This is a genomic window from Streptomyces bikiniensis (assembly GCF_000716625.1).
Taxonomy (GTDB): domain Bacteria; phylum Actinomycetota; class Actinomycetes; order Streptomycetales; family Streptomycetaceae; genus Streptomyces; species Streptomyces bikiniensis.
The window spans coordinates 158,535-178,912 of sequence record NZ_JNXJ01000008.1 but is presented as its reverse complement, the minus strand read 5'-3'; the positions used below and the strand labels follow the sequence as shown (position 1 = coordinate 178,912).

Below are 20,378 nucleotides of genomic sequence, written 5' to 3'. Positions count from 1 at the left end.
GATATCGATCACGGCTCACGCTCCGGCGACGGCGTTGGCGAGGGCGACTGCGGCGATCGCCAGGACGACGGAGCCGGCGAGCAGGGCGCTCAGATAGGTCTGGACGTTGCCGGTCTGGGCGCGGCGGACGAGCCACCCCAGGCCCTTGGCGGAGCCGGCGGCGCCCCGGACGTAGGTGTCGACGACCTCGCGGTCCAGGAAGCGGACCAGGGAGGCGGCGGCGCGTACGGGGCGGACGAAGGCGGCCCGGTAGGCGGCGTCCAGGTGGAAGCCGTCGGCGGCGGGGCGGTGCAGCGGCCCGAGGAGGGCGCGGCCGGGGTCGGCCGGGTCTTCGGCGGGGTGCGGCAGGTGCAGCGCCTCGGCCTCGACCAGGCCCGCGTCGGCGTCCGGGTGGGCGACGTGCGGGGTGGGGACGGCGGCGGCCGCCGGGGCGGTGAGGGCCCGGACGGCGAGGGTGCGCCAGACGGCGTAGGTGACGGCGGCCCCGGCGACGGCGAGGCCGGTGCCGAGGACGGTGGTGACGAGGGTCGGGGCGAGGTCGTGCCCGTCGAACCAGTCGGGGAGGTGGCGGACGGTCAGGCCGAAGCCGAGGGAGGGGACGGCGAGCACCCACAGGACGCTCGTCATGGCGATCGGCTGACGGCCGTGGTCCGGGGCTTCGGCGCCCCGGCCGCGGAAGGCGCGCAGCCAGAGGCGGAGGGCGTAGGCGGCGGTGAGGAGGGCGGTCAGGAGGCCCGCGACGAGGACGGTCCAGCCGGCCCCGGCGGGGGCGACGGTCCGGTCCCCGAGCGCGGTGTGCTCGGCGGCCACCAGGACGGCCTCCTTGGAGAAGAAGCCGGCGAAGGGCGGGATCGCGGCGAGCGCGAGGAGGGCGACGGTCGTCGTCCAGTACGCGTCCGGGACCCGCCGGGCGAGGCCGCTCATGCGGGACATGGCGGTGAGCGAGTTCGTACCGGCGGCGTGGATGACCGCGCCGGCGGCGAGGAAGAGGAGCGCCTTGAAGGCGGCGTGCGAGAGGAGGTGGAAGACGGCGGCGCCCCGGTCGCCGACGGCGAGGGCGCCGGCCATGTAGCCGAGCTGGCCGATCGTCGAGTATGCCAGGACCCGCTTGATGTCGTCCTGGGCGAGCGCGGCGAGCGCCGAGCCGACCATGGTGATCGCGGCCATCACGGCGAGGACGGTCATCGCGGCGGCGGAGGCCGCGAAGACGGGGAGCAGCCGGGCCGTGAAGTAGATGCCGGCGGCGACCATCGTCGCGGCGTGGATGAGCGCGGAGACGGGGGTGGGGCCGGCCATGGCGTCCGGGAGCCAGGTGTGCAGCGGGAACTGGGCGGACTTGCCCGCGACGCCGGCGAGCAGCAGCAGCGCGATCGGGGTGGGGTGGTCGAGGCCGCCGGTCGCGACGGCGCCGAGGACCCCGGTGATCCGGAAGGTGCCGGCGTCGACGGCGAGCGCGAAGAGTCCGATGAGGAAGGGGACGTCGCCGAGCTTGGTGACGAGGAAGGCCTTGAGGGAGGCGGACCGGGCCTCGGGGGTCTCCCAGTAGTGGCCGACGAGGAAGTACGAGCAGATGCCCATGACCTCCCAGCCGACCAGGAGCACCATCAGGTCGCCGGAGTAGACGACGAGGAGCATCGCGGCGGTGAAGAGGGAGACGAGCGCGGCGTACGAGGGGTAGCGGGGGTCCTCGCGGAGGTAGCCGGTCGAGTAGACCTGCACGCAGGTCGCGACGACCCCGACGAGGACGGCGACGAGGGCGGCGAAGCCGTCGACGTGCAGGGCCAGGTCGATCGGGACCGAGCCGGTGGGGGTGAGCTGGGTGGCGGCGTCGATCGCCTTCCCGCCGCCCTGCCGGACCGCCACGAGCACGGCCAGGACGGCGGCGGCGAGGGTCGGGAGGACGGCGAGGGGGCGGACGAAGCCGGGGGCGGTGCGGCCGAGGAGGAGCCCGGCGGCGGCGCCGAGGAAGGGGAGGAGGGGGACGAGGACGGCGAGGGTGGTCGTGGTCACGCGGCGGCCTCGGCCTTCTCGTCGTGCGGGCCCGCGTGGGCGTGCGGGGCCGTGTCCGGGTCCTCGTGCGGGTCCGTGTCCGGGTCCTCGTGCGGGTGCTCCGCCGTCTCGCGGAGGCGGTCGACGTCCGAGGTGCCGCGGTTGCGGTGGACCATCAGGACGATCGCGAGGCCGATGCCGATCTCCGCGGCGGCGACGGCGATGGTGAAGAGGGTGAGGGCCTGCCCGGCGTGGAGGGCGTCGCGGAGCCAGACGTCGAAGGCGACGAGGTTGAGGTTGACGGCGTTGAGCATCAGCTCGACGGACATCAGGACGAGGATGGCGTTGCGGCGGGCGAGGACGCCGTAGAGGCCGGTGCAGAAGAGGAGGGCGGCGAGGACGGCGGGGTAGGCGAGGTGCATCAGCGCTCCCCCTCCTTCTTCTTCCGGGAGAGCACGATGGCGCCGACCAGGGCGGCCAGGAGGAGCACGGACAGCGCCTCGAAGGGCAGCACCCAGTGCCGGAAGAGGATCGAACCGGTCACCTCGGTGGAGCCCTGGACGGCCCCGTCGAGGTCGATCCAGGTCGTGCGGAACGCGTCGACGACCACCCAGACGAGCGCGGCCGCGGCGGCCAGGGCCACGGCGAGGGCGACCGGGCGGTTGGCCGAGTCGGTGTCCGGGGAGCGGCCGATGGGGGCCTTGGTGAGCATGAGGCCGAAGAGGAGGAGGACGACGACGGAGCCGACGTAGATCAGCACCTGGACCCAGGCGATGAACTCGGCGGTCAGGAGCAGGTACTCGACGGCGAGGCCGCCGAGGGCCACGACCAGCCAGAGGGCGGCGTGCACCAGTTGGCGGGTGGTGACGGTGACGACGGCGGCGCCGAGGGTGACGAGGCCGACGAGGAGGAAGGCGATCTCGACGCCGGTGGGCGAGAGGAAGCCGTGTTCCTGTGCCGCCTGTGCCGCCTGTGCCGTCTGTGCCACCTGTGCTGCCTGTGCTGCCTGTGCTGTTGTCAGGATCACCGCTGTTCCCCCTCGGCCGCCGCCGCTGCCGCCGCGGCCTTCTCCGCCGCCTTGCGGGCGGCGGCGATCTCCTTCGGCTCCTCCGCGCGCGGGTCGAGCGCGGGCGGCTCCGGGACCGTCCACATCCACTCGCGGAGCTTGTCGCGTTCGTGCGTCAGCTCGTGGATGTCGGTCTCCGCGTACTCGAACTCGGGCGACCAGAACAGCGCGTCGAAGGGGCACACCTCGATGCAGATGCCGCAGTACATGCAGAGCGCGAAGTCGATGGCGAACCGGTCGAGGACGTTCCGGCTGCGCTCGCGGCCGCCGGGGGCGGCGGGCGGCACCGTCTCCTTGTGGGAGTCGATGTAGATGCACCAGTCGGGGCACTCGCGGGCGCAGAGCATGCAGACCGTGCAGTTCTCCTCGAACAGGCCGATGACCCCGCGGGTGCGGGGCGGGAGTTCGGGCTGCACGTCGGGGTACTGCGCGGTGTGCGAGCGCCGCGTCATCGTGCGGAGGGTGACGGCGAGGCCCTTGGCGAGGCCGGAGCCGGGGATGCCGGGTCGGGAGGGCGGGAGAAGAGGGGCCATTAGTTGATCGCCACCTTCACGATGCCGGTGAGCGCGATCTGCGCGAGGGCGAGCGGGACGAGCGTCGTCCAGGCGAGGCGCTGGAGCTGGTCCTCGCGCAGGCGCGGGTAGCTGACCCGCAGCCAGATGACGACGAAGGCGAGGACGGCGGTCTTCAGGAGGGTCCAGACCCAGCCGAGGCCGTCGGCGCCGAGGGGGCCGTGCCAGCCGCCGAGGAAGAGGACGGTGGTGAGGCCGCAGAGGACGACGATGCCGGCGTACTCGGCGAGCAGGAAGAGCGCGAAGCGGAGGCCGGTGTACTCGGTGTACGCGCCGAAGATGATCTCGGAGTCCGCGACCGGCATGTCGAACGGGGGCCGCTGGAGTTCGGCGAGGCCGGCCACGAAGAAGACCAGCGCGCCGACGATCTGCCAGGGCAGCCACCACCACTCGAAGGCGTTCAGGATGCCGGGGAGGGAGACGGTGCCGGCGGCCATCGCGACGGAGGCGGCGGCGAGGAGCATCGGGAGCTCGTACGCGAGGAGCTGGGCGGCGGTCCGCAGGCCGCCGAGCAGCGAGAACTTGTTCGCGGACGCCCAGCCGGCCATGAGGCTGCCGAGGACGCCGACGCCCATCACGGCGAGCACGAAGAAGATCCCCGCGTCGACGACCTGGCCGACGGCCCCCTCGCCCGGGCCGACCGGGATCGCGACGAGGACGAGGAGGTACGGGAGGAGGGCGACGGCCGGCGCGAGCTGGAAGACCCGCCGGTCGGCGTCCTTCGGGACCACGTCCTCCTTCTGCGCGAACTTCACGCCGTCGGCGACGAGCTGGGCCCAGCCGTGGAAGCCGCCGGCGTACATGGGGCCGAGGCGGCCCTGCATGTGGGCCATGACCTTGTGCTCGGTCTGGCCGACGACGAGGGGCAGCACGAGGAAGACGGCGAAGACGACGAGGAGCCGGAGGGCGACGTCGAGTACGTCGTTCACGCGGGATCGCCTCCGGCGGGGTGGGTGGGGTCGGAGTCGGTGTCCGGGGCGGTGGGCTTTTCCTTGCCGGGCTCGGCGTCCTTGCCGGGCTCGGCGTCCTTGCCGGGCTCGGCGTCCGTGCCGGGCTCGGCCGGGGCGGCCGGCTCGGTGGCGGTGTCCGGTTTGGCGGCAGTGTCCGGCTCGGTGGCGGTGTCCGGCTCCGCCGGAGTTGCCGGGGCCACCTGCGGGGCCGGTGCGGTGTCCGGCTCCGCCGGGGCCTCGGGTTCCTCGTCGAAGGCGGGGCGGGCGTGGTGCCAGGGGGCGTCCGAGCTGCGGGTACGCCGGGGGGCCGTCTGATCCCCCGCCGTCTGGCTCACCGAGCCGTCCGACGCCGAGCGCATGCGACGGGGCGGGGCCGCCGGGTCCTGGCTCGCCGAGCCGTCCGACGCCGAGCGCATGCGGCGGGGCGGGGCCGCCGGCGTCTCCTGGCTCGCCGGGTCCTCCGAGGCCGTGCGGGTGCGGCGGGGTGAAGGCGTCGGAGTGGTGTCCGTCGTCGTGCGGGTGCGGCGGGCCGGGCGTTCGGGTCGGGTGGGGGCCGGGGGGAGCTGGCCCTTGAGGGGGCCCCACTCGTTGGGGTCCGGGACGCCCGGCGGGAGCATCTGGCGCCGCTTGGGAGCGCCGCCGTCGTGGGACTCGCCCGGTTCCTTCGCGCCCGGCCACGCCTTGGCGACCCGGGCCGCGAGGACGAAGTCCTTGCGCAGCGGGTGGCCCTCGAAGTTCTCGGGGAGGAGGAGCGGCGCCGGGTTCGGGTGGCCCGTGAAGTCCACGCCGAACATCTCGTGGGTCTCGCGCTCGTGCCAGCCCGCGCCCGCGTACACCTCCACCGCCGTGGGGAGGACGGGGGCGGAGTGCGGAACCGTCGTGCGGACGAGGAGGCGGCGCGGGCCGCCCTCCCCGAGCGCCACCACGTGGGCGCAGACCCGGATCCCCGTGCCCGGCTCGTCGACCGCGCTCAGCCAGTCGAAGTAGGTGCAGCCCAGCTCGTCGCGGGCCGTGGTCAGGGCGGTGGTCCAGGAGGCCGGCGGCACGTCGACCGTCAGCAGGTCGTACGCCCGCTCCGCCGTCGCCTCCTCGCCGAAGACCTCCGTCACCGACTCGGGGAGATCGCCGTACGTGCTCATGCCGTGCCTCCCGGCGGGGGCGTCAGCGGGCTCGTCAGCTCCGGCACCGACGCGGACCGGCCGTACCGCTCCGCCAGGTTCTCCCGCGCGATCTTCTCCTGGAGCTTGAGGATGCCCTGGAGCAGCGCCTCCGGCCGGGGCGGGCACCCCGGCACGTACACGTCGACCGGGATGATCTGGTCGACGCCCTTCGTCACCGAGTACGAGTCCCAGTACGGGCCGCCGCAGTTGGAGCAGGCGCCGAAGGAGATGACGTACTTCGGTTCGGGCATCTGCTCGTAGAGGCGCTTCACGGCCGGTGCCATCTTGTCCGTCACCGTGCCCGAGACGATCATCAGGTCGGCCTGGCGCGGGCCGGGCGCGAAGGGGATCACGCCGAGGCGGATGAAGTCGTGCCGGGCCATCGACGCGGCGATGAACTCGATCGCGCAGCAGGCGAGTCCGAAGTTGAAGACCCACAGGCTGTAGCGGCGGCCCCAGTTGAGGACCACCTTCATCGGCTCCGGGGCCAGGCGGGCGAGCGTCCCCAGTTTCGGGGCGGGCAGGGCCACGGGGCCGGATCCGGTTTCGGGTGTTACGTCCATGCCAGGACGCCCTTCTTGTACGCGTAGAGCAGCCCCACGGCCAGGAAGCCGAGGAAGACGAACATCTCGACCAGGGTCGTGGCGCCGTAGCCGGGCGCGGCGAAGACCGTCGCCCAGGGGAAGAGGAAGATCGAGTCGACGGCGAAGATCACGTAGAGGAAGGCGTACACGTAGTAGCGCACCTGGGTGTGCGCCCAGCCCTCCCCCACGGGATCGACACCGCACTCGTACGTGAGGAGCTTCTCGGGCGTCGGCACGACGGGCCGGAGCAGCCGGCCGGCGCCGAACGCCACGGCGACGAAGAGCACGCCGACGACGGCGAGCAGGCCGACGACGGAGTACGTCTGGAAGTAGTCCGCCGCGTCGGCCGCGACAACGGTCGGTTCCCGCACGTCCGCCCCTCGCTCCAGGTGTCCCATGGGTCACTTCTGTTCTGTACGCACGCGAGTCTAGGCCCTGCTAAAGGGACCGTAAGCAGTCGCGGTGGCCGGTTCCGGTGGGGTTAACCCCCTCTCCCACCGGCCCACCTCCCCCATGGCGGCGCGGGAGGCGCGCCGGGCACCCTGGGGCCCATGAGTGCCGATCACGACTCCGCCGCCGCCCCTTCCACGGGTTCCGCCGCCGCCCCCTCCGGCACGACGGCGCGTCCCCGCACCGCCTACGGCAAGGAGACCTGGAAGGCGGTCGCCTTCCTCCTCTCCAACCTGGTCACGACGCTGGTCGGCTTCGTCTACGCGGTGGTGAGCGTGCTGCTCGGCGTGGGCCTCTCGGTCACCGTGGTCGGCCTGCCGCTGCTCGCCCTCGGCCTCGGCGGCGCCCGGCTGCTCGGCCGGTCGGAGCGGGCGCGGGCCCGGGGCCTGCTCGGCGTCGCGGTCCGGGAGCCGTCCCCGCTGCCCCGGCACGACGGCTTCCTCGACTGGCTCTGGTCCGCGCTGAAGGACCCGGTGGCCTGGCGGACCCAGCTGTACGGGCTGATCCGGCTGCCCTGGGGCATCCTGACGTTCACGGTCACCCTGGTCTCCCTCCTCGTCCTCTGGCCCCTGCTGCCCTTCGCGTCGCGGCTGCTCGCGAGCGCCGACCGGGGGATGGTCCGGGGGCTGCTCTCGCCCTCCGACGAGCTGGAGCGGCGGATCGCCGAGCTGGAGACGGACCGGGGCGTGGTCGTGGACACCGCCGCCGCCGACCTGCGGCGCATCGAGCGCGACCTGCACGACGGCGCGCAGGCCCGGCTCGTCGCCCTCGCGATGGGGCTCGGCCTGGCCAAGGAGAAGCTCCTGGACGACCCGGAGGCGGCCGCCGCGATGGTGGACGAGGCGCACGGCGAGGTGAAGCTCGCGCTCCAGGAGCTGCGGGACCTGGCCCGGGGCATCCACCCGGCCGTCCTCACCGACCGGGGGCTCGGCGCGGCCCTGTCCTCGGTCTCCGCGCGCTGCACGGTGCCGGTGCGGGTCGACGTCGACCTGGCCGAGCGGCCGGCGGAGGCGATCGAGGGCATCGCGTACTTCACGGTCTCGGAGCTGCTCCAGAACGTCTCCAAGCACTCCCGCGCCCGGTCCGCCTCCGTGGAGGTGTGGCGGGCGGGCGACCGGCTGATGCTCCAGGTCCGGGACGACGGCACCGGCGGGGCGCGCCTCGGCGGCGGCACGGGGCTCGCCGGGCTCGGGGAGCGCCTCGGCGCGGTCGACGGCGTCCTGGTCCTGGACTCCCCGGCGGGCGGCCCGACGACGGTCACGGCGGAGCTGCCGTGGCGGGGGCGGGGCGCGGGCGCGCGGTAGCCGCCACCCGGGGGGGCGGGCGGAAGGGCCGGGGCCGGGGGCCGGGCCAAGCCCGGGAACCCGAGGCCCGGGCCCCCAGGCCCGGGTCCCGGGGCCCGGCCCCAGGTTCCGAGGTGGGGAAAACCCCCGCCCGCAGACGCCGACCTCCCTCATGGTCCGGCACCCGCCGGAACGGAATCCTGGACCACGTACCGCCCCGCGTCGCGCCGCCGACGGACCCCGCCCACCCGCAGAGAAGGACGTTCGCCATGCCCTCCCCCCGCCCCCCCCGCCGCGATCCGCGCGCCGTTCGAGGGCCGCACCTGGCGCGCCTTCGGGTACGTCCTGATCGGCCTCCCGCTGAGCGTCTGCTGGTTCGCGCTCTCCGTCTCCCTCGTCTCGGCCGGCGCCGGGCTGCTCGTCACCTTCCTCGGCGTGCCGGTCCTGGCCGGGGCGCTCGCCCTGTGCCGGGGCTTCGGCGTCGTCGAGCGGGCCCGGGCGCGGGCGCTGCTCGGCCTCGACGTGGCGGCGCCGGAGCCGGTGCGCGGCCGGACCGGCGGGCCGTTCTCGTGGATGGGGGCCGTGCTGAAGAGCGGGGCGTCCTGGCGGCACCTGCTCTACGCGTTCGTGCACATGCCGTGGGCGGTGTTCTCCTTCTCGGTGACGGTGGCGTTCTGGGGGTGGGGCTGGGGCCTCCTCACGTACCCGCTGTGGCAGTGGACGTTCCCCGCGTACGTCGGGCAGGACGGGATCCAGCTGTACGGCGACGGGACGCACGGCCTCTACCTGGACTCGCCCTTCGAGATCGCGGTGACGAGCCTGGTCGGCCTGCTGTTCGTGATGGTCGGGCCGTGGCTGCTGCGCGGGTTCGTCGCCGTGGACCGGTTCCTGGTGGCCGGGCTGCTCGGCCCGTCCCGGCCGGCCTCGCGCGTGACGGAGCTGGAGTCGGACCGGGGCGTGCTCGTGGACACCGCCGCCGCCGACCTGCGGCGCATCGAGCGGGCGCTGCACGACGGCGCGCAGGCCCGGCTGTCGGCGCTCGCCATGGACCTGGGCCTGGCGAAGGAGAGGCTGGCGCAGGACCCGGAGGCGGCGGCGGCCCTGGTGGAGGAGGCGCACGGCGAGGTGAAGCTCGCGCTCCAGGAGCTGCGGGACCTGGCCCGGGGCATCCACCCGGCCGTCCTCACCGACCGGGGCCTGGACGCGGCCCTGTCGGCGGTGGCCTCGCGCTGCGCGGTCCCGGTGTCGGTGGACGTGGACCTGCCGGCGCGGCCGGTCCCGGCGATCGAGGGCATCGCGTACTTCACGGTCTCGGAGCTCCTGCGGAACGTCACCGAGCACGCGCGGGCGCGGCGCGCCTGGGTGGAGGTGTGGCGGACGGCGGACCGGCTGATGGTCCAGGTCCGGGACGACGGCGCCGGCGGCGCGGAGGCGGCGGCCGGGCGGAGCCTGGCGGCGCTCTCCGAGCGGGTCGGGGCGGTGGACGGGGTGCTCGCCGTGGACTCGCCGGCGGGCGGGCCGACGACGGTGACGGTCGAACTGCCCTGGCGCGCGTAGGCCCCTCACCGGCGCCGGGTGCGATGCTGGGCTCCGACGGAAGACCGGACGACCGGATCACGGGGGCTGTGGGGCGTGGGAGAGCGGAACGTGGCGGAGCGGGTGCGGGTGGTCATCGCCGAGGACTCGGTACTGCTCCGGGAGGGGCTGACCCGGCTCCTGACCGACCTGGGGCACGAGGTCGTCGCCAAGGTCGGTGACGGCGAGGCCCTGGTGGAGACGGTGGGGAAGCTCGCGGCCGAGGGGGCGCTGCCGGACGTGGTGGTGGCGGACGTGCGGATGCCGCCGACGCACACGGACGAGGGGGTGCGGGCGGCGGTGCGGCTGCGCGGGGACCACCCGGGGCTCGGGGTCCTCGTCCTGTCGCAGTACGTGGAGGAGCAGTACGCCACCGAACTCCTGGCCGGTTCCAGCCGGGGCGTGGGCTACCTCCTGAAGGACCGGGTCGCGGAGGTCCGCGAGTTCGTGGACGCGGTCGTGCGGGTCGCCGGGGGCGGCACGGCCCTGGACCCGGAGGTCGTGCAGCAGCTCCTCGGCCGCAGCCGGCAGCAGGACGTCCTGGCGAACCTGACCCCGCGCGAGCGGGAGGTCCTGGGCCTGATGGCGGAGGGGCGGACGAACTCGGCGATCGCGAAGGCGCTGGTCGTGAGCGATGGCGCGGTGGAGAAGCACATCAGCAACATCTTCCTGAAGCTGGGGCTCTCGCCGAGTGACGGCGACCATCGACGGGTGCTCGCCGTGTTGACGTACTTGAGGTCCTGACCGGTCCCGGCCACTTCCGAGGAGTCCTGGGGGGTCTTGCATGGTCTTGGGGGACCTTGAGGAGTCCTGGGGGCCCGGAGGAGCCTTGAGAGGCCTTGAGGGGCCCTGAAGCGACAGAAAGGCCGGAATCCGACCTTCCGCAACACTTCGGGCGGCGACACGGCGTGACGAAACCTGACAGAACGTTTCCGAAAAGCGGTCCATGATGCAAGAAGTCCGGGGAGACCCGACCTCGCCGTCGTAGGGTGGGCAGCGGGACGGACGGTGATCGGCCGACCGCGCCGCGAGCCCCTCCCCGCCTCCGGCGGAGAGTTCCCCTTGCCACGAGGGAGGTCCAGTTCAGTGACCAGCCAGGTCAGCAGCGAGGCCGGCGAGGCCCTGCTCGGGGAGCAGAGAGGCGCCCCGGCCGTGTCCCACGACGGCGACGCGAAGGAGGTCCGCCGCCTCGATCGGGTGATCATCCGCTTCGCGGGCGACTCGGGCGACGGCATGCAGCTCACGGGTGACCGCTTCACCTCGGAGACGGCGTCGTTCGGGAACGACCTGTCGACGCTGCCGAACTTCCCGGCCGAGATCCGGGCGCCCGCCGGGACCCTGCCGGGCGTCTCCTCGTTCCAGCTGCACTTCGCCGACCACGACATCCTCACCCCGGGCGACGCGCCGGACGTACTGGTGGCGATGAACCCGGCCGCGCTGAAGGCGAACATCGCCGACGTGCCGCGCGGCGGCGAGGTGATCGTGAACACCGACGAGTTCGCCAAGCGGGCGATGGCGAAGGTCGGGTACGCGGTCTCGCCGCTGGAGGACGGCTCCCTGGAGGGGTACCGGGTGCATCCGGTGCCCCTGACGACGCTGACCCTGGAGGCGCTGAAGGACTTCGGGCTGCCGCGCAAGGAGGCCGAGCGGTCGAAGAACATGTTCGCGCTCGGGCTGCTGTCGTGGATGTACCACCGGCCGACCGAGGGCACCGAGGCGTTCCTGCGCCGCAAGTTCGCGAGGAAGCCGGAGATCGCCGAGGCGAACGTGGCCGCGTTCCGGGCCGGCTGGAACTTCGGGGAGACCACCGAGGACTTCGCCGTCTCCTACGAGGTCGCCCCGGCGACGGCGGCGTTCCCGGCGGGCACGTACCGGAACATCTCGGGGAACCTGGCCCTGTCGTACGGGCTGATCGCCGCCGCCCGCCAGGCCGACCTGCCGCTGTACCTGGGCTCGTACCCGATCACCCCGGCCTCGGACATCCTGCACGAGCTCTCGAAGCACAAGAACTTCGGCGTCCGCACCTTCCAGGCCGAGGACGAGATCGCGGGCATCGGAGCCGCGCTGGGCGCGGCCTTCGGCGGCTCGCTGGCCGTGACGACCACCTCCGGCCCCGGGGTGGCGCTCAAGAGCGAGACGATCGGCCTGGCGGTCTCCCTGGAGCTGCCGCTGCTGATCGTGGACATCCAGCGCGGCGGCCCTTCGACCGGCCTGCCGACCAAGACCGAGCAGGCCGACCTGCTCCAGGCGATGTACGGCCGCAACGGCGAGGCGCCCGTCCCCGTCGTGGCGCCGAGGACCCCGGCGGACTGCTTCGACGCGGCCCTGGAGGCGGCCCGGATCGCGCTGGCCTACCGCACCCCGGTCTTCCTGCTCTCCGACGGCTACCTCGCCAACGGCTCCGAACCCTGGCGCGTCCCCGACACCGGGGAACTCCCGGACCTGCGGACCGCGTTCGCCACCGGCCCGAACCACACCCTGGCCGACGGCACGGACGTGTTCTGGCCCTACAAGCGCGACCCGGAGACCCTGGCCCGCCCCTGGGCCGTCCCCGGCACCCCGGGCCTCGAACACCGCATCGGCGGGATCGAGAAGCAGGACGGGACGGGGAACATCTCCTACGACCCGGCCAACCACGACTTCATGGTCCGCGTCCGCCAGGCCAAGGTCGACGGCATCGACGTCCCGGACCTGGACGTGGACGACCCGGACGGGGCCCGCACGCTGGTGCTGGGCTGGGGTTCGACGTACGGGCCGATCACGGCGGCGGTGCGGCGGATCCGCCGGGAGGGCGGGCACGTCGCCCGGGCCCACCTGCGCCACCTCAACCCCTTCCCCCGCAACCTCGGAGACGTCCTCAAGGGCTACGAGAAGGTCGTCGTCGCCGAGATGAACCTCGGCCAGCTCGCCACCCTGCTGCGGGCGGAGTACCTGGTCGACGCGCGCAGCCACACCCAGGTCAACGGCATGCCGTTCAAGGCCGAACAGCTCGCCGCCGTCCTCAAGGAGGCCATCGATGCCTGAGCACGAGGAGCTTGAGCACACAGGACCCGAGCACACGGAGCCCGGGCGCACGGAATCGCTCCTGAGCCTGGTGCCGAAGGCCGAGGCCGTCCAGTCGATGAAGGACTTCAAGTCCGACCAGGAGGTGCGCTGGTGCCCCGGCTGCGGCGACTACGCCGTCCTGGCCGCCGTCCAGGGCTTCATGCCCGAACTCGGCCTGGCCCGGGAGAACATCGTCTTCGTCTCCGGCATCGGCTGCTCCTCCCGCTTCCCGTACTACATGAACACCTACGGGATGCACTCCATCCACGGCCGGGCCCCCGCCATCGCCACCGGTCTGGCCACCTCGCGCCGCGACCTGTCGGTCTGGGTCGTCACCGGTGACGGCGACGCGCTGTCCATCGGCGGGAACCACCTCATCCACGCCCTGCGCCGCAACGTCAACCTGAAGATCCTGCTCTTCAACAACCGGATCTACGGCCTGACCAAGGGCCAGTACTCCCCCACCAGCGAGACGGGCAAGATCACCAAGTCCACCCCCATGGGCTCCCTGGACGCGCCCTTCAACCCGGTCTCCCTCGCGCTCGGCGCCGAGGCCACCTTCGTGGCCCGCACGGTCGACTCCGACCGCAAGCACCTCACCGAGGTCCTGCGGCAGGCCGCCGACCACGACGGCACGGCGCTGGTGGAGATCTACCAGAACTGCAACATCTTCAACGACGGGGCCTTCGACACCCTCAAGGACAGGGAGCGGGCCCAGGAGGCCGTCATCCGCCTGGAGCACGGGCGGCCGATCCGCTTCGGCACCGACCTCGCCAAGGGGGTCGTCCGGAACCCGGCCACCGGCGACCTGGAGATCGTGGAGGTGACGCCCGCCAACGAGGGCGACGTCCTCGTCCACGACGCCCGCGCCGCCACCCCCACCACCGCCTTCGCCCTCTCCCGCCTCGCCGACCCCCACACCCTCCACCACACCCCCATCGGCGTCTTCCGGGCGGCGGAGCGCCCGGTCTACGACACCCTCATGGCCGAGCAGCTGGACGCGGCCGTGGAGCAGCACGGCAAGGGCGACCTCGCCCGGCTCCTCGCCGGCAACGACACCTGGACCGTCGTCGGCTGACGTACCGGCACGGGGCGGGGGCGGGTCCTCACGGGCCCGCCCTCCCTCACGTCGTCCCCGCCGCCCCCGTCTTCCCCGTCCTCCTCGCCTCCGCCACCGCCGCGTCCGCGAACTCCCCCAGGAAGTGCGGCTCCCCGTTCCTCACCTGCCAGAGGAAGAGCCCGACGAGGCTCGCGGCGACGCTCTCCCGGCCCGCCGAGGAGTACGTCTTGGCGAGACCCTTGTACGGGGTCTGCCGCAGGGCGTTCGCCACTCCGGACGCCACCGACTCCGCGTGGTTCCCGACCGTCGTGCCGAGCGCCTGGAGCGTCCAGTTGACGGCGTCGTACGCCTCCGTGGCGTACGGATCGACGGGGGTGGTGCCCGGCAGCCCCCAGCGCCTGCGGTACGCGGCGGCGAAGTCCCTCGCCTTCGGGAGGCCGTCCGGGTCGACGTGGGACGTGCCGAAGTACCAGCCCTCGGCCGCCGGGCCCGCGAGGTCGGTGAACTCCCGCGTGAAGGGCTGCTCGACGCTGCCGCAGGGGCCCCGGAAGCCCCGGTCGCGCAGGGCCCTCGCGCAGAGGGCGGCCCGGCGCGGCGAGGTCCCCACGTACATCACGCCCTGCGGGTCCGTCGCGAGGGCGGCCCGTACGGCGGAGGCGAAGTCCTCGCTGTCCGCCTCGACGGGGTGTGCGGTCGCCGTCCCGCCCCGGGCCTGCGAGGGCGGGGTCTTCCTGAGGCTGTTGACCGCGAACCAGGTGGACCGGCCGCCGTCGCGGTCCTCCACGACGGCGGTGCGGACGACCTCGCGCTCGGAGAGGTAGCGCGCGAACGGGACGATCATCGAGTCCGGGGAGGGGCGGGGTTCGAAGTAGGTGCGCTTGGTGGTCTGGCCCTCCAGCGTGGTGCCGTTCGGGACGGCGGCGAGCACGCTGACCAGGGGGACGGAGCGGTCGACGAGTTCGGCCACGGCGGCGACCACGCTCGGGACGGTCGTCGGGCCGACGACGCCGACGAGCCTCCCGTCCTCGAGCAGGGCGCGGGCGGCGGCCGCGGCGCGGGGCCCCTGCCCGCCGTCGTCCATCGCCCGCAGGACCACGTCGAAGGCCCGGTCCGGGCGGGCGTTGAAGGTCTCCACGGCCAGCCGGGCGCCGCGCTCCTGCGCCCGCCCGGCCGCCGCGGTGGGGCCGCTCAGATCGGTGAGGAGGCCGATCGTGTACGAGGGGAGGGCGGCGCCCTTGCCCGTTTCCGTGCCCGCGCCCTTCCCGGCGGAGGTGCGGCCGAGGAGCCAGGCGGTCAGGCCGCCCGCCCCGGCGACGGCCAGCGCCGAGCCGGCCGCCAGGACGCGGCGGCGCGAGGCGCCCGTGGCGGGTTCGGGGGCCGCGAGCAGGGTCGGTTCGGGTACGGGCAGGTCGAGGACGCGCGAGGAGCGCTGCGCGATGAGCGCGGGCAGGCCGGGCGGCAGCCAGTCCCCCGCCGGGCCTTCGGCCTCCCCGAGGGCGGCCCGCACCCGCGCGGCCGTGGGGCGGGCCGCCGGGTCCTTGGCCAGGCAGGCCGCGACCAGGGGCAGGAGCGTGTCCGGGACCTCGCGGAGGTCCGGTTCCTCGTGGACGGTGCGGTAGACGACGGCGGCCACCGCGCCCGTACCGAAGGGGCGTTCCCCGGTGAGGGCGTACGCGAGGACGCAGCCGAGCGAGAAGACGTCGGCGGCCGGGCCGACCTCGTCCGCGGTGCCGACGCGGGCCTGCTCGGGGGCGAGGAAGCCGGGGGTGCCGATCATCGCGTCCGTGGCGGTCAGCGCGGTGGCCCCGGCGGAGCGGGCGATGCCGAAGTCGATGAGGCGGGGGCCGTCGAGGGCCAGGAGGACGTTGCCCGGTTTCACGTCCCGGTGGACGAGGCCCGCCGCGTGCACGTCGGCGAGCGCGGCGGCGAGCCGGGCGCCCAGGGCCCGTACGGTCGGCTCGGGCAGGGCGCCGTGCAGCCCGACGGCCTCGGCGAGCGAGGGCCCGGGGACGAACTCGGTCGCCAGCCACGGCTCCCGGGCCTCCGGGTCGGCGCCGAGGACGCGGACCACCCAGCGGCCGGTGATCCGCCCGGCGATCCGGGCCTCGCGGCGGAACCGCTCCCGGAAGCCGGGGTCGGCGGCGTGCTCGGCGCGGACGATCTTCAGCGCGGCGAGCGTCCCGCCGGCGGTGCGGGCGAGGTAGACCACGCCCATGCCGCCGGCGCCGAGGCGGCCGAGGAGCCGGTGGCCGGCGATCGAGGACGGGTCGGCCCTGCGGAGCGGCTGCACGGGCGGTCAGGCCTTCGGCCGGTTCTGCGGGGCGGGGGGCGCGACGCCGAGCGACTTGTAGGCGCCGTTCTGCACGCCGTGCACGAACGTGCCGACGCCGGCGAGGTCGCCGTACTTGTCGAAGGAGTAGCCGCCCATGGCGCCCGTGTACTCCTTCGCCCGGAGCTGCGCCCAGAGGCCCTTGCGGGCCGGTGGCCGGCCGGCCTTCGCGTTCCGGGCGAGCTGGTCCAGGACCATGTTGACGACGTCGTACGACTCGCCCGTGTAGTACGCGGGAGGGGCGCCGTAGCGCTTGCGGTGCGCGGCGACGAACGCGACGGCCTTCTGCCGCTCCTCCGTCTTGATCTTGGTGTCCTTCTCGCGGGTCAGGGGGTCGAGGACGGGCGCGCCGAAGAACCAGTTCTCGGCGGCGGGCCCGGCCTCCTTCAGGAAGGCGGGCCCGAAGGGGTGCTGGCCGCCGAACCGGGGTCCGGTGAAGCCGAGTTCGAGGAGGGCGCGGGCGGCGAGGACGGCGGTCCCGCGGACCCCGCAGTGCACGTACGCGTCCATGCCCGCGTCGATCATCTCGCCGAGGATCCGGCGGTAGTCCCGGGCGCGGGCGGGCACGACCCGGTAGAGCGGGGTGATCTTCGCCTGTCCGAAGCCGAACTGGACGCCGCGCACGAGGAGCCAGCTGTACTGGTCGTCGGTGCGCTCCTGGAGGACTCCGGGCTTCCTGATGGTGGGCAGGAGCGTGACGGTGTACGCGAGGTACGTGCCGCCCATGGGGTGGTTGGGGACGGCCCGGAGGACCGTGACGTTGGGCGGGCTCTTCTCGTCCCGCAGGGTGAAGAGGTTGAACCCGGCGGAGGTGGTGAGCAGCGGGAGGCCGGCCTCCTCGAAGGCGGGGAGCGCGGCCTGTCCGGTGTCGTCCGAGGTGGGGCCGAGGACGGCGACGACGCCGGGGTCGGTGGTGAGCCGGCGGGCCGCTTCGAGGGCGGTGCGCCGGTCGCCCCGGTCGTCGGAGACCGCGACTTCGAGGGCGAACGGCTTGTCCGCGCGGGCGTTGAACTGCTCGACGGCGAGGCGGGCGCCGCGCTCCTGGGCCCGCCCGATCTCCCGGGCGGGGCCGGAGAGGTCGGCGAGGACGCCGATCTTCCAGGAGGTGCGGGGCGGGGGGTTCTTGCCGTCGCCCCCCTCGTCGTCGTCCCCGAGGAGCGACCGGACGGCGAGGGCTCCGCCGCCCGCGGCGAGGACGGCGGCGCCGGAGGCGAGGAGCAGGAAGCCGCGCCTGCTGCGCTTCGGCGGCTCCGCCGGGCCGGTGCCGGGCGCGGTCGCGTCGATCTCGGGCAGGGCGAGCATCCGGGCGGAGCGCTCGGCGATGGTCCGGACGACGGGGGCGGGCAGCCACTCCGCGGCGTCGCCGGGGGCGTCCTCGACGAGCCGTACGCCGATCTCCGCGGCGGTCGGGCGGGCGGCCGGGTCCTTGGCGAGGCAGGCCCGGACGGGGTCGAGCAGCCCCTCGGGCACGCCGGTGAGGTCGGGTTCGTCGTGGACGGTCCGGTACAGGAGGGCGTCCGGGGTGCCGGTGCCGAAGGGCGGGCGCCCGGTCGCCGCGTACGCGAGGAGGCAGCCGAGGGCGAAGACGTCGGCGGCGGGGCCGATGGCGTCGGCGCGGGCCTCGGCCTGCTCGGGGGCGAGGAAGCCGGGGGTGCCGACGACCATGTCGGTGGCGGTGAGGGCGGTCTCGCCGGTGGAGCGGGCGATGCCGAAGTCGATGAGGCGGGGGCCGTCGACGGCGAGGAGGACGTTCCCCGGTTTCACGTCCCGGTGGACGAGTCCGGCCGCGTGCACGGCGGCGAGGGCGCGGGCGACGGCCCACCCGAGGAGCCGGACGCTCCGCTCGGGCAGCGCGCCGTGCGCGGTGACGGCCTCGCCGAGGGAGGGCCCGGCGACGAAGGCGGTGGCCATCCAGGGCTCGGGGGCGTCCGGGTCGGCGCCGGTGACGGGGACGGCCCAGGGGCTGGAGACCCGGCGGGCGGCCTCGACCTCGCGGCGGAACCGGGCCCGGAAGTCGGGCTGGTCGGCCTGGTCGGCGTGGGTGACCTTGACGGCGGCGAGCTCGCCGTTGGCGGTACGGCCCAGATAGACGACGCCCATGCCCCCGGCCCCGAGCCGCCCGAGCAGCCGGTAACCGGCGAGGGAGGAGGGGTCGGAGGGGAGGAGGGGGTGAAGGTCGCCGGGAGCGGCCTTCACGGGGGAGGGGTTCCCTGCCGGCGCCCCTGCCGGCGCCTGTGCCGGGGGCGGGTTTCCTGCCGGGGGCGGGTTCCCTGCCGGGGGCTGGGCGGGGAGCGGGGGCTCGGCCGGGGGCCGGCTCCCTGCGGGGGGCTGGAGCGGGTACGGGTCCTCTGGCGGGGGCGGGTTCCCTGCCGGAGGCTGGAGCGGGTACGGGTCCCTCGCCGGCGCCTCTGCCGGGGGCCGGAGCGGGTACGCGGGCGGGTCCCCTGCCGGGGGCTGGGACGGGGTCGGGGGCTGGTGCTCCTGGTGCTCCGTCCCCGGCGGGGTCTCGCCGGGGGCTTCGCCCCCGGTGCCGGGCCGGTTCCGCCGATCGGCGGCGGGCGGGTCCTGGTGGCCGGGCCCGGGCCGGGCCGCGCCCTGGGGCCGACGCCTGGCGCCCGGCCGGGCCGGGACGCCCGGCAGGGGGCCGACCCGGGGGTCGCGCGGCGCCCGGGGCCCGGCCCCGTCCCCCGGCTCACGGCCGCCCTGCGGCCCGCGGCCGGCTTCCGGCCCCCGGGCGTCCTCCGGCGCGCGGTCGGCGCGCGGCTCCGGCGTCCGGGTGTCCTCCGGCCCGTGGCCGACACCCGGCTCCGTCCCCGGGGCGCCTTCCGGCGCGCGCGCGTCCTCCGGTCCATGGTCGGCGCCCGCACCCGGGGCGCCCCCCGCCTCGCGGACGTCCTCCGGCTCGTGGGCGTCGCTCGGGTTCACGGGGCTCATGACTGGACCTCCAGCTCGTCCTTGACGCGTTCGAGCATGGTGACGAGGGCCTGGACCTGGGCGGTGACGGTGCCGATCGTCGTGTCGGTCGTCTCCTCGCTGTAGCCCGGGGCGCCCTTGACGACGGTGGCGACGGTGACCTGGCCGATCCTCGACTGGTACCAGCCGTAGAACTGCCTCCCGCGGAACTCGTCGTTGTAGTAGCCGCCGCGCTCGCCGAGGGAGTCCGCGGCGGTGTAGTTGCCGCCGAGGCCGAAGGGGTTGCCGAGGGAGATGAGCCCCTCGATGCGCTCGCCGTCGCGCAGCCTCTGGTTCGGGCAGCGCAGGGCCTCCTCCAGGGTCCCGGCCATCTCCCAGTCCGCGTCCTCCTCGGTGCGGTGGACGGTGACGGTGGCGGCGACCCGGAGGGTGCCCCGGCCGTCGACGGCGGGGACCTCGCTGTAGGCGGTGACGCTGTGCAGGACGGTGGAGGGACGGGTCCCGGTCCCCCAGGAGCAGCCCTCCCCGAGCACGGGCCAGTAGTCGGGGTCGCTGAGGTGCGGGGTGCGCTTCACGTAGTCCGGGCCCCAGGCGTCGGGCCCCGCGACGACGGCGAGGGCGAGCCTCCGGGCGTCGGCGGCGTTCTTCGGCGCGCGCTTCGGGTCGGGGGTGAAGTCGAGGGCGGTCGGGGTGGGGGTCGGGGTGGGCGCGGGGGCCGGGGCCGTACCGCCCGGGGTCGACGCCCCGCTCGTACTCGCCCTGCCGTCGGGTTTCGCCCCGTCGTCGCGCCCGTCGGCGCATCCGGTCGCGATCAGTCCGCCCACCAGCACGGCACAGCAGGCACGCAGCAGTCTTCGGTCCCCGTACGCCACAGTCCCCCCACGGTCCCTACGCGGATGACCCGAATCACCCGAACGGCGATCAGATCGTACGACCTGGCGGGGCAACCGGCCGTGCCCGCAACCTCATTGGGACGAAGCGGTGGCACTCTCGCGACGCGCCCCGTCGTACCGCTCGCGGGCCTCCTGGACGGCGGCGACCCGCCGCTCGCTCCAGTGGGCCAGCTCCCGGACCCGGCGGGCGGCCTCGGTGCCGAGCGGGGTGAGGGCGTAGTCGACGCGGGGCGGGATGACGGGCTTGGCGTCGCGGTGGACGAAGCCGTCGCGCTCCAGGGTCCGGAGGGTCTGGGCGAGCATCTTCTCGCTGACGTTCCCGATGCGGCGGCGCAGCTCGCTGAAGCGGTACGGGCGCTCCAGGAGGGACGCGAGGACGAGGACGCCCCAGCGGCTGGTGACGTGCTCCAGGACGGCACGCGAGGGGCACATCGGTTCGAACACGTCGGGCAGCGGGGCCGTCGCGCCCACCTCTTCACTTACTCCCATGCCAGTACCTTACTTCAAAG

17 protein-coding genes are annotated in these 20,378 nt (G+C 74.6%); 5 read left to right on the top strand and 12 right to left on the bottom strand.

Annotation, left to right across the window (positions count from 1 at the left end; all coding sequences use genetic code 11):
• Positions 1 to 15: 15 nt before the first annotated feature.
• Genes OO47_RS08270 through OO47_RS08235 form a run of 8 tightly spaced genes read right to left on the bottom strand, consistent with a single transcriptional unit; the run spans position 16 to position 6,719 of the window.
• Positions 16 to 2,010: an NADH-quinone oxidoreductase subunit 5 family protein gene (locus tag OO47_RS08270; RefSeq protein WP_030208905.1), complete on the bottom strand. Its 1,995-nt coding sequence runs from the start codon at positions 2,008 to 2,010 to the stop codon at positions 16 to 18.
• Positions 2,007 to 2,411: an NADH-quinone oxidoreductase subunit NuoK gene (gene nuoK / locus OO47_RS08265; protein ID WP_030208902.1), complete on the bottom strand. Its 405-nt coding sequence runs from the start codon at positions 2,409 to 2,411 to the stop codon at positions 2,007 to 2,009. Before nuoK ends, OO47_RS08270 begins: the two co-directional genes overlap by 4 nt.
• Positions 2,411 to 2,977 (bottom strand): NADH-quinone oxidoreductase subunit J family protein, encoded by a 567-nt coding sequence (locus OO47_RS08260; protein ID WP_030208900.1) that lies wholly within the window; start codon positions 2,975 to 2,977, stop codon positions 2,411 to 2,413. Before OO47_RS08260 ends, nuoK begins: the two co-directional genes overlap by 1 nt.
• A 35-nt stretch (positions 2,978 to 3,012) precedes the next feature.
• On the bottom strand, positions 3,013 to 3,588 hold the full coding sequence (locus OO47_RS08255; protein ID WP_030208897.1) for a NuoI/complex I 23 kDa subunit family protein: 576 nt from the start codon (positions 3,586 to 3,588) through the stop codon (positions 3,013 to 3,015).
• On the bottom strand, positions 3,588 to 4,556 hold the full coding sequence (locus tag OO47_RS08250) for a complex I subunit 1/NuoH family protein (protein ID WP_030208894.1): 969 nt from the start codon (positions 4,554 to 4,556) through the stop codon (positions 3,588 to 3,590). The genes OO47_RS08255 and OO47_RS08250 overlap by 1 nt, the downstream gene beginning before the upstream one ends.
• A complete protein-coding gene (locus OO47_RS08245) occupies positions 4,553 to 5,716 on the bottom strand; it encodes an NADH-quinone oxidoreductase subunit C (protein WP_033208415.1) in 1,164 nt (387 codons plus the stop codon). The genes OO47_RS08250 and OO47_RS08245 overlap by 4 nt, the downstream gene beginning before the upstream one ends.
• Positions 5,713 to 6,300 (bottom strand): NADH-quinone oxidoreductase subunit B, encoded by a 588-nt coding sequence (locus tag OO47_RS08240; protein WP_030208887.1) that lies wholly within the window; start codon positions 6,298 to 6,300, stop codon positions 5,713 to 5,715. The genes OO47_RS08245 and OO47_RS08240 overlap by 4 nt, the downstream gene beginning before the upstream one ends.
• Positions 6,291 to 6,719 carry an NADH-quinone oxidoreductase subunit A gene (locus OO47_RS08235; protein ID WP_033208412.1) on the bottom strand — a complete coding sequence of 143 codons (429 nt, stop codon included), beginning with the start codon at positions 6,717 to 6,719 and terminating at the stop codon, positions 6,291 to 6,293. Before OO47_RS08235 ends, OO47_RS08240 begins: the two co-directional genes overlap by 10 nt.
• 153 nt (positions 6,720 to 6,872) lie before the next feature.
• Between OO47_RS08235 and OO47_RS08230 the strand changes: the two genes are divergently transcribed.
• The 5 genes from OO47_RS08230 (at position 6,873) to OO47_RS08210 (ending at position 13,752) form a co-directional block, all read left to right on the top strand.
• Positions 6,873 to 8,075 carry a sensor histidine kinase gene (locus OO47_RS08230; RefSeq protein ID WP_030208882.1) on the top strand — a complete coding sequence of 401 codons (1,203 nt, stop codon included), beginning with the start codon at positions 6,873 to 6,875 and terminating at the stop codon, positions 8,073 to 8,075.
• 276 nt (positions 8,076 to 8,351) lie between these two features.
• Entirely contained in the window at positions 8,352 to 9,611 is a 1,260-nt protein-coding gene (locus OO47_RS08225; RefSeq protein WP_030208879.1) for a sensor histidine kinase, read from the top strand.
• Between the two features lie 102 nt (positions 9,612 to 9,713).
• Entirely contained in the window at positions 9,714 to 10,373 is a 660-nt protein-coding gene (locus OO47_RS08220; protein WP_030208876.1) for a response regulator transcription factor, read from the top strand.
• Between the two features lie 342 nt (positions 10,374 to 10,715).
• Positions 10,716 to 12,653, top strand: coding sequence for a 2-oxoacid:acceptor oxidoreductase subunit alpha (locus OO47_RS08215; protein ID WP_030208874.1), 1,938 nt, complete (start codon positions 10,716 to 10,718; stop codon positions 12,651 to 12,653).
• Positions 12,646 to 13,752 carry a 2-oxoacid:ferredoxin oxidoreductase subunit beta gene (locus OO47_RS08210; protein WP_051715548.1) on the top strand — a complete coding sequence of 369 codons (1,107 nt, stop codon included), beginning with the start codon at positions 12,646 to 12,648 and terminating at the stop codon, positions 13,750 to 13,752. The genes OO47_RS08215 and OO47_RS08210 overlap by 8 nt, the downstream gene beginning before the upstream one ends.
• A 46-nt stretch (positions 13,753 to 13,798) precedes the next feature.
• Here the strand turns inward: OO47_RS08210 and OO47_RS08205 are convergent, their stop codons facing one another.
• The 4 genes from OO47_RS08205 to OO47_RS08190 all read right to left on the bottom strand — a co-directional run bounded on the left by OO47_RS08205 (position 13,799) and on the right by OO47_RS08190 (position 20,358).
• Positions 13,799 to 16,024, bottom strand: a complete 2,226-nt coding sequence (locus OO47_RS08205) for a bifunctional serine/threonine-protein kinase/ABC transporter substrate-binding protein (RefSeq protein ID WP_051715545.1) — start codon at positions 16,022 to 16,024, stop codon at positions 13,799 to 13,801.
• Positions 16,025 to 16,030: 6 nt separating this feature from the next.
• On the bottom strand, positions 16,031 to 18,259 hold the full coding sequence (locus tag OO47_RS08200; RefSeq protein ID WP_030208868.1) for a bifunctional serine/threonine-protein kinase/ABC transporter substrate-binding protein: 2,229 nt from the start codon (positions 18,257 to 18,259) through the stop codon (positions 16,031 to 16,033).
• Positions 18,260 to 18,993: 734 nt separating this feature from the next.
• Positions 18,994 to 19,800 (bottom strand): hypothetical protein, encoded by an 807-nt coding sequence (locus OO47_RS08195; RefSeq protein ID WP_234323107.1) that lies wholly within the window; start codon positions 19,798 to 19,800, stop codon positions 18,994 to 18,996.
• 141 nt (positions 19,801 to 19,941) lie between these two features.
• Positions 19,942 to 20,358 (bottom strand): winged helix-turn-helix transcriptional regulator, encoded by a 417-nt coding sequence (locus tag OO47_RS08190; RefSeq protein ID WP_030208864.1) that lies wholly within the window; start codon positions 20,356 to 20,358, stop codon positions 19,942 to 19,944.
• Positions 20,359 to 20,378 lie beyond the last annotated feature (20 nt).

Coding starts and splice junctions, on each gene's coding strand:
- OO47_RS08230 (WP_030208882.1), top strand. CDS start 6,873: ATGAGTGCCGATCACGACTCCGCCGCCGCCCCTTCCACGGGTTCCGCC.
- OO47_RS08245 (WP_033208415.1), bottom strand. CDS start 5,716: ATGAGCACGTACGGCGATCTCCCCGAGTCGGTGACGGAGGTCTTCGGC.
- OO47_RS08190 (WP_030208864.1), bottom strand. CDS start 20,358: ATGGGAGTAAGTGAAGAGGTGGGCGCGACGGCCCCGCTGCCCGACGTG.
- OO47_RS08240 (WP_030208887.1), bottom strand. CDS start 6,300: ATGGACGTAACACCCGAAACCGGATCCGGCCCCGTGGCCCTGCCCGCC.
- OO47_RS08210 (WP_051715548.1), top strand. CDS start 12,646: ATGCCTGAGCACGAGGAGCTTGAGCACACAGGACCCGAGCACACGGAG.
- nuoK (WP_030208902.1), bottom strand. CDS start 2,411: ATGCACCTCGCCTACCCCGCCGTCCTCGCCGCCCTCCTCTTCTGCACC.
- OO47_RS08235 (WP_033208412.1), bottom strand. CDS start 6,719: ATGGGACACCTGGAGCGAGGGGCGGACGTGCGGGAACCGACCGTTGTC.
- OO47_RS08255 (WP_030208897.1), bottom strand. CDS start 3,588: ATGGCCCCTCTTCTCCCGCCCTCCCGACCCGGCATCCCCGGCTCCGGC.